7 protein-coding genes and 3 tRNA genes are annotated in these 12100 nt (G+C 60.6%); all 10 read left to right on the forward strand.

What is annotated here, in order from left to right:
* The first annotated feature begins 239 nt into the window (after positions 1-239).
* The 10 genes from DWX63_RS09320 (at position 240) to DWX63_RS09365 (ending at position 11986) form a co-directional block, all read left to right on the forward strand.
* On the forward strand, positions 240-1592 hold the full coding sequence (locus DWX63_RS09320) for an ATP-binding protein (protein WP_117843535.1): 1353 nt from the start codon (positions 240-242) through the stop codon (positions 1590-1592).
* 15 nt (positions 1593-1607) lie between these two features.
* Positions 1608-3332 (forward strand): DnaA ATPase domain-containing protein, encoded by a 1725-nt coding sequence (locus DWX63_RS09325; RefSeq protein ID WP_089572573.1) that lies wholly within the window; start codon positions 1608-1610, stop codon positions 3330-3332.
* A gap of 238 nt (positions 3333-3570) precedes the next feature.
* The gene (gene dnaN, locus DWX63_RS09330; protein ID WP_117584030.1) at positions 3571-4674 is read left to right on the forward strand and encodes a DNA polymerase III subunit beta; all 1104 of its coding nucleotides are present in this window, start codon (positions 3571-3573) and stop codon (positions 4672-4674) included.
* Positions 4675-4683: 9 nt separating this feature from the next.
* Positions 4684-5790: a DNA replication/repair protein RecF gene (locus DWX63_RS09335; protein ID WP_117843536.1), complete on the forward strand. Its 1107-nt coding sequence runs from the start codon at positions 4684-4686 to the stop codon at positions 5788-5790.
* Positions 5777-6340, forward strand: coding sequence for a DciA family protein (locus DWX63_RS09340; RefSeq protein WP_117843537.1), 564 nt, complete (start codon positions 5777-5779; stop codon positions 6338-6340). Before DWX63_RS09335 ends, DWX63_RS09340 begins: the two co-directional genes overlap by 14 nt.
* Positions 6341-6445: 105 nt before the next feature.
* Positions 6446-8476: a DNA topoisomerase (ATP-hydrolyzing) subunit B gene (gene gyrB / locus DWX63_RS09345; RefSeq protein ID WP_117757978.1), complete on the forward strand. Its 2031-nt coding sequence runs from the start codon at positions 6446-6448 to the stop codon at positions 8474-8476.
* 202 nt (positions 8477-8678) lie between these two features.
* Positions 8679-11387 carry a DNA gyrase subunit A gene (gene gyrA / locus DWX63_RS09350; RefSeq protein ID WP_233514528.1) on the forward strand — a complete coding sequence of 903 codons (2709 nt, stop codon included), beginning with the start codon at positions 8679-8681 and terminating at the stop codon, positions 11385-11387.
* Between the two features lie 298 nt (positions 11388-11685).
* Positions 11686-11762: transfer RNA gene (locus tag DWX63_RS09355), tRNA-Ile, on the forward strand.
* Between the two features lie 67 nt (positions 11763-11829).
* Positions 11830-11905 (forward strand) — tRNA-Ala (locus DWX63_RS09360).
* Positions 11906-11909: 4 nt separating this feature from the next.
* Positions 11910-11986, forward strand: a tRNA-Ile gene (locus DWX63_RS09365).
* Positions 11987-12100: the final 114 nt, after the last annotated feature.

The following is a 12100-nucleotide window of genomic DNA, read 5'->3' on the forward strand; positions in this document are numbered from 1 at the left end:
TCAAAGGTAAAAGGTTGCGCAGTTCACACGGTTCCCCCATAAGCCGAGCTCGATTTAGCGGTGCATGGCAACTTTTCACGATATTTCATCGAGTTTTCAACAGGTCATGTTGGCAATGTTGAGAACTTTTCGTCCGTTTTCCAAAGTTTTCAACAGGTTTTGAAAAGTTGTCGAAAGATGAGAAACATTGCACGGTGAGCTACTATTTGTTCGAAACCTTTTGAAAGATTGCGAGCGGCATGTCTGACGACTTTTACACCATGGTCGATTCCGGAGACCCGGCACCCGACAACGAGCACATCACCGGCGTGCGCGAAGAGCGTAAGGAAGGCGAGCAGACGACCACGCAGGCGCCAAAAGCCATGTACGCCGCGCGCATCGCCGTCTATGACGACATGCTGTCGACACCGCGTGTGATCGTCATTGATCCGCAAGATGTCCGCACGTATTTGGAAGAGACGACCAACACCGTCTACCAGTGTATGAAAGAGCAAGGTGGCCACATCTCGCTCATGGTCATCCGCGAGATTGTCGAAAACTTTATCCACGCACACTTTGCCGAGCCCATCATCTCGATTCTGGACGGCGGAGACACCATCCGCTTTGCTGATCAAGGACCCGGCATCGACGACAAGGAGCGCGCTTTCGACTTTGGCGTTACCAGCGCAAACAGCAAGATGAAGCGCTATATCCGTGGAACCGGAGCAGGGTTTCCCATGGTGCAGGAGTATTTGGAAAACGCCGGCGGGGCCGTGTCCATCGAGGACAACATGGGCAACGGCACCGTGGTTACGGTAAGCCTGGACCCTAAACGCGTGCAGGAAATCGAACGCGCCGGCGGGCGCGGTGCTGCCGTGCGGCCCGAGACGGAGCAGCCCGCATATCCCCTGCCGGGGGCTTTTGCGCAGCAGCCCATGGCAACGCAGCAGATGCAGCCCCGCGTGGGACAGATGCAGCAGCCCGGAATGCTTCCTACACAAGAGCCCCAGGCGGCGTCGATGTCGATGCCGCCAAACGTGCCAGAGGCCATGCCGCTGGCGGATCAGGATACAGCAGCAATGCAGCAGGCGACGGGGGCACCGGGTGGCCAGCAAATGGGCTATCAGCCGTACCAACAGGGATATCCATATCAGCAGATGCCGCCACTGGGGTATGGCCAGCAGTTCCCGCAGCAGTACCAGCAGGGATATCAGCAGCCGTACCAGCAGATGACGCAGCAGCAGTACAACCCCTGGGCCCAGCAGATGCCTCCGCATCCTTACCACCAGTGGCCTCAAAGTTTTCAACAGCAAATGCCGCCGATGCAGAGTTCTCAACAACCAGCAGCTCAAATGATGTATCCTAATGCAGCAAATCAGTATGCGCAGCCACAACCGGACGTGTTCGTAAGCGATCGCGGCAACGCCGCGCTGGGCTATCTGGCGCAAAATCAAGCGTGCGGTGCCACCGATCTGGCGAGGGCGTTTGGAAACTCGGCCCCCACTTGGTCACGCACGCTCAATGACTTGGCGCAGGCCGGCTTGGTCATCAAGCATGGCCAGAAATACCATCTGACCGAACTCGGCGCCGCTCGCGTGCGAGCTCAGAGCTAAAGAACGGGAGAGACAGTGGACGAGGAAGCAAGCATCATCCTGGGGGATGCCATCGCCTTTTGCCAGCGCGACGGCCGAGATGCACGCCTCATCAACATGCTGGGGCAATCGCGCGCCATAAGCCTGACCGAAGATACGCTCACGATCGAGGCCCCCTCGCGCTTTGCCATCGCGCAGCTCAAAAAGCATCAGCCGACCATTGAGGCCTATCTGGAAGAAATCGCCTTTGCACCGATCGCGCTCGACATCGTGGCACCGCAAGGCGCCGCGACGGAATCCGCTGCCGCGACGGCGCCTGCCACGGCTCCCGCAGCTTCCCCGGCGGTGCCGGCCTCCGCAGGCGACGTGCCGACAATCGAGCACCAGCACAGCGATGTTTCCCGTGAAACCATGGCACCGTTGCCGACCGCGGCGGCGACGTCAACGAACGCACCCGTCACGCACATGCCCATCGCTCACGACGCAACGACGGGCGCGGATTCGGGCATTGCAATCAAAAACACGCTCTCGGCCGATGATTTTCGCCGCATGATGAACCAGATGAAGGGCGGAGCGCCGACTAAATCCACGCAAGCTGCGACCCCCGCTTCACCCATGCCAGCACCGACCGCGCCGGCCGAACAGAATACGGATGGAGCCCCGCTCGCCGCGAACTCAAAATTTACCTTTGAGAACTTTGTCTACGGCCCCGAGAACAGCCATGCCTATCGCTCGGCACTCAAGTTTGCCGCCCTCGCGGACGAGCGGGGCACGTGCACATCACTGTTCATCTACGGCAAATCGGGCCTGGGCAAGACGCACCTGCTGCTTGCCATCAAAAACGAGCTCGCCGAAAAGTCGCCCGAGATCAAGGTCAAGTATGCCAACTCCCAGGCATATCTGGACGACCTGATGACCGAGTTCGACCGCCAAAAGAAGAGCAACGCCCCCATCATGCAGGCGTACCACGGCGTGGACGTGCTCATCATCGACGACATCCAAAACATCATCGGCAAGCGCGCGAGCGTGGACTACTTTTTCCAGCTCATGGACGAGTTCATCCGCAACAACAAGAAGGTCGTCATCGCGGCAGACCGCGCCCCCAAGGACCTGAGCATGGACGAGCGTCTGACCAGCCGCTTCAACGCCGGCATGCTCTGCCTGGTCGCAGAGCCCAGCTACGAAATGAAATACAAGATCTTGCAGCGCTATTACGAGAACACCATCGTCGCCGCTCCCGAGGCAGGCGACGACTCGCTGCTGGCGGCCTATGGGGGCGACGGCGGGCACCTAACCGACGAGCACTTTAAACACATGGCCGAGGTCTCGGGCACCAACATCCGCGAACTCGAGAGCTTTTGCGAGCGCTGCGCCGGCGAGGCGGGCGACCGCGAGCGCGAGGGCGGGGAGCTCACCTTTGACGATATCGACGCCATCGCCAGCCAGTACTTTGACACATCGGCCAAAAAGATCAACGTCCAGACGGTTCAGTCCGTCATCGAAGAGCAGTACGGCGTGACGCACGAGGAGCTCATCGGCCCGCGTCGCAACGCCAATATCGCCAAAGCACGCCATATCGCTATCTACCTGGCCATCGAGATGTGCGAGATGACGACCACGGCGGTGGGCGCCGAATTTGGCAACCGCAACCACTCGACCGTCAGCACGAGTTACAAAAAGGTCCAGAAGATGATCCAGGAAGACCGCACCGTCACCGAAGACCTCAAGTCGCTGCGCGATAAAATTACACTGCGCTCGTAGGGAAATAGAGACACCTGTTGAAAACTTGTCGAAACCACGGGCATAAGGTGTCTAAAACCCAACCCGCGGTGATGAAAAGTTTTGCGCAGGTTTTGAACGTGGAAAACCACCCCTGTTGCACACAGGTTGCTGTCGATTCTCTTTCTTGGTCTGACCTGCGTCTTTGGGAGTAATCAACAGTTTCGTCAGTGCTATTACTATTATTAAGATATTTATATCTATAGAAAGGTATTAAAAGATGAAGTTCACCGTCAGCCAGAGCTCGCTTACACAAGCCATCGGCGTCGTTATGAAGGGTGTCGCTTCGGCATCCACCCTTCCCATCCTGTCGGGCGTGCTCGTTAAGGCCCAAGACGGCATCTTGGAATTCCAGACCTCTAACTACACTATCTCGATCCGTCATCGCATCGCGGCGCATGTCGAAGAAGAGGGCGAGATGGTTATCCCCTGTAAGGTGCTCTCCAATATCACCAAGACCCTCCCCGATGCCCCGGTCACCTTTGAGCTGTCCGAGCGCCAGGTGCTGATTGGTTGCGAGAAGAGCTCTTTTAGGCTGAACACGCTCGATGCCAATGACTTCCCCGAGTTTCCGGCCTATGCCATCGAGAGTGCCGTGGAGCTGCCGACCGATGTCTTGTCCGAAATGGTCGGCCGCGTGTGGCGCGTCACCTCGACCGACAAGGCTCGCCCCATCCTGGGCGGCGTGCACATGAAGGTCGAGAACAACACCGTACGCCTGGTGGCGACCGATTCCTTCCGCTTGGCCGTGTGCGATACGCAGGTCGAGACCTCGACCCTCGAGGGCTCCTTTGAGCTCAACGTTCCGGCTGACGCCTTTAACGATGCGCTGAACATCATGGCCAGCCAGGCGACCATCATGATCGGGGCTACCGACACCCAGGTCGTCTTCGAGGCCGGCAACACCACCTACGTGTCGCGTCGCATCGAGGGCGTGTACCCCAACTACAAGCAGCTCATCCCCGATTCGTGCGTGACGAGCGTCAAGATCGATGTCGCCGCCTTTAACGCCGCCCTCAAGCGCGTGGCCGTTATCGCGAGCGCCAACCCCGCCGTCAAGTTCGAGATCGATGTCGAGAACGGGCAGATGGGCCTGTCCTCCATTTCCAATGACCAGGACCTTGCGCAGGAGACGATCGATGTCGAGGCTGAGGGCGAGTCGGGTACCATCGCCTTCAACTACCACTACATCTTCGGCTGCCTCAATGCCCTGTCCAAGGAGAAGGAGATCACGCTGGAGCTCAAGAGCTACTCGCAGGCGGGCATCTTTAAGTCCTACGACAAGATCAACTACCTGTACCTGGTCATGCCGGTCCGCATCTAGCGCTGCGCCATGACCATGTTCGCCCGCGATCTTTCCGTCGCGCACTACCGCAGCTTCGATAGCTATCACCTTGCCCTGGACGAGGGCGTGACGATACTTGCGGGACCCAACGCGGCGGGAAAGACCAATCTCATAGAGGCGCTGCAGCTGCTGACGAGCGGCGCCTCGTTTAGGCATCCGACCGCAGCCGAGCTCGTCCATGACGGCGTGGGCTCGTGCAAGATCGAGCTGAGGCTCGAGGGCGACGGCCGCGTGCTTGATATGGGATTGAGCGCGGAGGACGGTAAGCGCTCGTTTAGCCGCAACGGCAAGAGATGCTCTGCCGCCGGTGTGCGCGGGGTTCTTCCGAGCGTGCTGTTTTGCCCCGACCATCTGGACATGGTTAAGCGTGGCGCCAGTGTGCGCCGCGCCGCCCTCGATGACTTTGGCATGCAACTGAGCGCACGCTATGCCGATCTTGCGAGCACCTATGGGCGCTGCGTGACCCAGCGTAACGCCTTGCTCAAGGAGACCTGGTGCTGCCGCGAGATGCTCGGCGCGTGGAACGATTCGATTGCCCGCGCCGCCTCGGCCCTGCTCGTGCACCGGTTGGCCCTGCTCGACCGGCTGGCGGGCCATGTGCACACTGCCTACGGGCAAGTAGCGTCAGGTGAGGCCGCCAACGTGACCTATGCGTCCACGCTGGGGGCTTTGCCCCAGGTCGAGGATCGCGAAGAGCTGAAGGGTTGGGCGTACGAGCGCATGCTGGCCGCCCTTGACGAGCATGCCGACGAGGAAATTCGCCGCGGCGTGACGTTGGTGGGACCGCATCGCGACGAGATTGAGTTTACCGTGGCGGGTCGCTCCGCCCGTTCATTTGCCAGCCAAGGACAGCAGCGCACGCTGGTGCTGTCCTGGAAGGTGGCCGAGGTTGCCGTGGCTCGCGATGTCCTGGGCACCGCCCCACTGCTGCTTTTGGACGACGTGATGAGCGAGCTCGACGGCGAGCGTCGCGGCGCTTTCCTGCGGCTGATCGGCGATGATATCCAGACGGTCATAACCACGACCAACCTGGGGTACTTTACCGATGACCTGCTTAATCGAGCCAAGGTGGTGAGCATGGGTGAGACGTGCTAATTACGAGCGCGAGAGCGAGACAGTCGCCTTCAGCGGGTTTTTGAACGCAGAGCGCCAGCGCATCCTGGCGTCCGCGACCCCCGAGCGCCGTGCGCAGATGGAGGCCGCCGAGGAGTCGCGCGCGGTCTATCGCGCATGGAACGCGGTGTGCTCGGGCACGCGCGAGGGACGGCATGTGACGGGGCTGCGCTACCTGCCCGAGTCCAATGAGCTGCTGGTGTATCTCGACTCGCCCTCGTGGACGCAGGAAATGACGCTGTTGCGCGAGATCATCCGCGCGCGCATGGAGCGCGCCGGTGCGCATGTGGACGGCCTGGTGTTCAAAACCACCGCGCCCGGTCACACGCCGCCCGCCGCCAAGGAGCGCCTGCGCCCGGCGACGACCGAGCGCCCGCCGGCCCCGCACGCCGACCTAAGTGAGGCCGAGTGCACCGAGATCGAGCGCCAGGTGGCGCCCATCGAAGACCAAAAACTGCGCGAGGCCCTCGAGAATGCCATGAGAGCCAGTGCCGAGTGGGCCAAGGGCGTGCAAAGCAAAAAAGAGCCTTAAATCGCATCTGGTGGCCTTGTAGAGCCAAATACCCTCGGTCCCGAGGGTATTTTTTTACGATAAACTAGTAAGGCTGTACACATTTTCTTGACTGAAGGAGGACGTGTGACAAACGAAAACGATTACGATGGCGGCGAGATTAAGATTCTCGAAGGTCTCGAGGCCGTTCGTAAGCGCCCGGGCATGTATATCGGCTCGACGAGCGCCAGCGGTCTGCATCACCTGGTGTGGGAGATCGTTGACAACTCCGTCGACGAGGCCATGGCCGGTTTCTGCACCGAGATCCAGGTGACGGTCCACGCCGACAACTCCATCACGGTCGTCGACAACGGGCGCGGCATCCCCGTCGACGAGCACCCTGTTAAAAAGATCCCGACGCTCGAGGTCGTTATGACGATCTTGCATGCCGGCGGTAAGTTCGATAACTCGGCCTATAAGGTCTCGGGCGGCCTGCACGGCGTAGGCATCTCCGTCGTCAACGCACTGTCCAAGCGCGTGGTCGTTCAGGTTCGTCGCGATGGCAACACCTACGAGATGGAGTTCTCGCGCGGCAAGACCGTCAAGAAGATGGAGGTCGTGGGCACCTCGGATTCGACGGGTACCACCGTCACCTTCTGGCCCGACGACGAGATCTTCGAGACCTGCATCTACGATTTCGATACGCTGCACAACCGTCTGCAGGAGACGGCGTTCCTCAATAAGAACCTCAAGATCGTGCTGACCGACGAGCGCGAGGCGACTCCCCACGTGGAGGAGTTTTGCTACGAGGGCGGCATCATCGACTTCGTCAAGTTCCTCAACGAGGGCAAGGACGTCCCCGAGGCCTTTAAGGAGCCCATCTACATCGAGGGCAAATCGGACCCGGACGCTCCCGTGGCCAAGATGGGCGAGGTCGAGGTTTCCCTGCAGTGGAATAGCGGCTACGGCGAGAACGTCATGTCGTTTGCCAACGACATCTACACTCCCGAGGGCGGCATGCACCTTGAGGGCTTCCGCACCGCGCTCACCCGCGTGATCAACGACTACGCGCGCAAACAGAACCTGCTCAAGGAAAAAGACGCCAACCTGACCGGCGACGATGTACGCGAGGGCCTTTCGGCCGTTATCTCGGTCAAGCTGCCCGACCCGCAGTTTGAGGGCCAGACCAAGGCCAAGCTCGGTAGCTCCTATATGCGCGCGCTCACGCTCAAGATCGTGACCGACGGCCTCGCCGATTACTTGGAGGAGCATCCCAAGCCCGCTCGCGAGATCGTCAAGAAGGCGCAACAGGCCTGCAAGGCGCGCAACGCCGCCCGCAAGGCGCGCGAGGCGACCCGCCGCAAGAGCCTGCTCGAGACGGCGTCCCTGCCCGGTAAGCTCGCCGACTGCTCGGTGCGCGATGCCGAGCTGACCGAGCTCTTCATTGTAGAGGGCGACTCGGCAGGCGGTTCGGCCAAGGACGGCCGCCGCCGAGACATCCAGGCGATTCTGCCCCTGCGCGGCAAGATTTTGAACGTAGAACGCGTTGGTGACCATCGCGCGTTCTCGAGTGACACCATCCAGTCGCTGATTACCGCGATCGGTTGCGGCGTCACGACGAGTGCCGGCGACGGCGGCGATTTCGATATCACCAAGGCGCGCTACCACAAGATCATCATCATGACCGATGCAGACGTCGACGGCGCGCATATCCGCATCCTGCTGCTGACGTTCTTCTACAAGTACATGCGTCCGCTGATCGATGCCGGCTACGTCTATGTTGCCTGCCCGCCCATCTTTGGCATTAAGGTGCGCAACAAGATCCACTACGTGTATCCCAACGGCCGCCAGCCCGAAGACGAGATCCTGCGCGACACCATCCAGAGCCTGGGCCTGAACCCCGACGATAACGACGAGGACGGCAAGGCCAAGGACGGCAAGATCACCAAAAAGCGCAAGGGCTATACCGTCCAGCGCTACAAGGGCCTGGGCGAGATGGACCCCAAGCAGCTTGCCTCGACGACGATGGACCCCAAGACCCGCATCCTGCAGCGCGTGTCGATCGAGGACGCCGTGGTGGCAGACCGCGCCGTGCGCGAGCTGATGGGTTCCGAGGTCGGCTATCGCCGCGAGTACATCGAGAAGCACGCGCATGATGCACGATTCTTAGATGCCTAACCTGTTCGGCTTTCCCAGCCATCGCACCTCCGCTCTCAATCGTCGGTCGCGTACCCAAGTACGCTTCCCTCCTCTTTCGAGCGAATCTGCGGCACCTGGAAAAGCCGTCTCCGTCCTAGTGACGGGGACGGGGACTATCTGATTTGAACCACGCAAACCATGAGGAGGTAACGTGGCAGACGATATCAACAATAACGAGGGCATGGGCGAGGCCAGCGACGCCGGCATGCCCGACGATCTGAGGCGCCTGCTTGCCCGTGCTGAGCAGGGCGAGGACGGCGATCCGGACGCCTATAACCCCGATGCCGATGATGACGAGGAAGAGGACGACGGTGAGCTCGAGGAGAGCTTTGGCGAAGTCGACCGTGGCGCCTCGGCCGGCGAGGATATCAATGGCGGCCAGCTCCAGATTTCGGAGTTCGGTCGCGAGATGAAGCAGTCGTTTATCGAGTATTCGATGTCGGTCATCACGGCGCGCGCCCTGCCGGACGTGCGCGACGGCCTAAAGCCGGTGCACCGCCGCATCCTGTACGCGATGAACGAGAGCGGCATCTACCCCAACCGCCCGCACAAGAAGTCGGCCTGGACGGTCGGCGAAGTTATCGGTAAGTACCACCCGCATGGCGACTCCGCGGTCTATGAGGCCATGGTCCGCCTGGCGCAGTGGTTCTCCATGCGCACGCCGCTCATCGACGGTCACGGCAACTTCGGTAACATCGACGGCGACGGCGCGGCGGCCATGCGTTACACCGAGAGCCGCCTGGCAAAGCCCGCCATGGAGCTGCTGCGTGACCTGCAGAAGGATACCGTCGACTGGCAGCCCAACTACGACGAATCACTCGCCGAGCCCGTGGCACTGCCTGCGCGCTTCCCCAACCTGCTGGTCAACGGCAGCCAGGGCATCGCCGTCGGCATGGCCACCAATATCGCCCCGCATAACCTCACCGAGGCGATCGAGGCAACCTGCTACCTGATCGATAATCCCGACGCCACTGTCGACGAGCTCATGCAGATCATGCCCGGTCCGGACTTCCCCACCGGCGCCATCATCATGGGCAGTGCCGGTATTAAGCAGAGCTACGAGACCGGCCGTGGCTCCATTACCGTGCGCGCCAAGGCTCACGTGGAGTCCACCAAGACCGGCCGCAGCCGCCTGGTCTTTACCGAGATTCCCTACATGGTCAACAAGGGCACCCTGCAGGAGAAGATCGCCCAGCTCGTCAACGACAAGCGCATCGAGGGTATCTCGGATATGCGCGATGAGTCCAACCAGAAGGGTATCCGTCTGGTCATCGAACTCAAGAAGGGCGTCATCCCGCAGGTCGTGCTCAACAACCTGTACAAGTACACCTCGCTGCAGACGACCTTTGGCGCCAACAACCTGGCGCTTGTCAACGGCGTTCCCAAATGCCTGAGCCTGCGCGAGATGCTGCAGCACTACATCGACCACCAGGTCGACGTTGTCACCCGCCGCACCCGCTTCGACCTTAAGAAGGCCCAGGCCCGCGCGCATATCCTTGAGGGCTACCTGATGGCCCTTGACCATATCGACGAGGTCATCAGCATCATCCGCTCCTCGCAGACCGACTCCGAGGCCAGCAGCCGCCTGATCGAGCGCTTTGGCTTTACGCCCGAGCAGACCACGGCCATCCTCGAGATGAAGCTGCGCCGCCTGACCGGCCTGGAGCGCGACAAGATCCAGGAAGAGCTGGACGGCCTGCACCGCGCCATCGCCTACTACGAGGACCTGCTGGCGCACGAGGAGAAGATCCTGGGCGTCATTAAGGAAGAGATGCGCGAGATCTCCAAGAAGTTCGGCGATAAGCGCCGCACCGAGATCAGCCAGGTCGAGAAGGACCTGGACGTCGAGGACCTCATTGCCGACGAGGACATGGTCGTGACCATCACCCACACCGGCTATGTCAAGCGCATCCCGGTGGCCGCATACCGCGCCCAGAAGCGCGGCGGCAAGGGCGTGTCGGGCGTCAACCTCAAAGAGGACGACGTTATCGACGAGATGTTCATCGCGTCCACGCACGAGTACGTGCTGTTCTTCTCGAGCAAGGGTAAGGTCTATCGCCTGAAGGTGCACGAGCTGCCGGTGGGTACGCGCCAGGCGCGCGGTACCGCGATCGTCAACCTGCTGCCCTTCGAGGAGGGCGAGAAGATCGCGAGCGTCATCAGCTGCCGCGAGTTCCCTGCCGACGAGTACCTGATGTTTGCCACCAAGAGCGGCATGGTCAAGAAGACCGTAATGAGCGCATATGACCGCAGCCGCCGCGACGGCCTGATCGCTATCAACCTGCGTGACGACGACGCGCTGCTGAACGTGCGCCGCGTGCGCGAGGGCGACAAGATTATCCTGGCCACCACCGCGGGCAAGGCGATCATGTTCTCCGAGGAGCAGGTGCGCGCCACCGGCCGCGATACTAGCGGCGTTCGCGGTATCGGTATGAAGGACGGCGTGAGCGTTCTGGGCATGGAAGTCACTAACGGCAACGGTGATTTATTCGTCATCACCGAGCGCGGCTACGGCAAGCGCACGCCGGTCGCGGACTACCCGGAGCAGAATCGCGGCGGCCAGGGCGTCTACACCATCCAAATGACCGAGCGTAAGGGCAACCTCGCGGCCATGAAGACGGTGGGCCCGCAGCACGAGCTGTTCATCGTGACGGAAGGCGCGACGGTCATTCGCGTCAAGACCGACGAGATCAGCCAGACCGGCCGCGCCACCCAGGGCGTCAAGATGATGACCGTCGACAACAACGACCGCATCTGCGCCGTAGCCCGCATGACGGCAGCCAAGGAAAAACCCGAAGGCGAAGGCGCCGAGGCCGCAGCCGACACCGAAGAGGCCCCAGTCGACCTAGGCGACGGCAACGACATGCCAGAGGATCTCCTAGACGAGTAAGAGGCCCTAGCTGGTAGAAAATATCAGACCCCATATATCGGCGGTCGGCGCACCTGCGCGCCGACCGCTTTTTTGACAAGCTTGGAGCCCCGTGTCAGACGGCTGGGCGAGATGGGTTAGGTTTGTCGCGAGTTCCGCACGCAAAGAAGGCCACTTAATGTGGCCTTCGTCTTGCGCAGGACTGCCCGAGCAGCAAACCTAACCTATCTCGCCCAGCCGTCTGACACACCCCTCAAAGATTTTCAAAAAAGTTGTTGACGCGCGCGTAACGACTCGTCTAATATATCCCTTGCGCGATGGACCTGTAGCTCAGTTGGTTAGAGCGTCCGGCTGATAACCGGGAGGTCACAAGTTCGAATCTTGTCAGGTCCACCACTTTCTTTCGCAATAAACACCCCAGCGAGAGCCGAGTCGCCGCTGGGGTGTTTATTACTGTCTCCGTGGGGGTTTAGCTCAGCTGGGAGAGCGCGGGCTTTGCAAGCCTGAGGTCAGGGGTTCGATCCCCCTAACCTCCACCATGATGGACCTGTAGCTCAGTTGGTTAGAGCGTCCGGCTGATAACCGGGAGGTCACAAGTTCGAATCTTGTCAGGTCCACCATCAAAACTGTGAAGAGCCCTGGGGCGTTGCCTCGGGGCTTTTTTCTTACCTACTGAAAGTAGTCAAAAAAGGCTTATAGGACAAAATGTGTGTCCACTTTAGGGGCATCGGCGC

Source organism: Collinsella sp. AF20-14LB, from assembly GCF_003459505.1.
Lineage (GTDB): Bacteria > Actinomycetota > Coriobacteriia > Coriobacteriales > Coriobacteriaceae > Collinsella.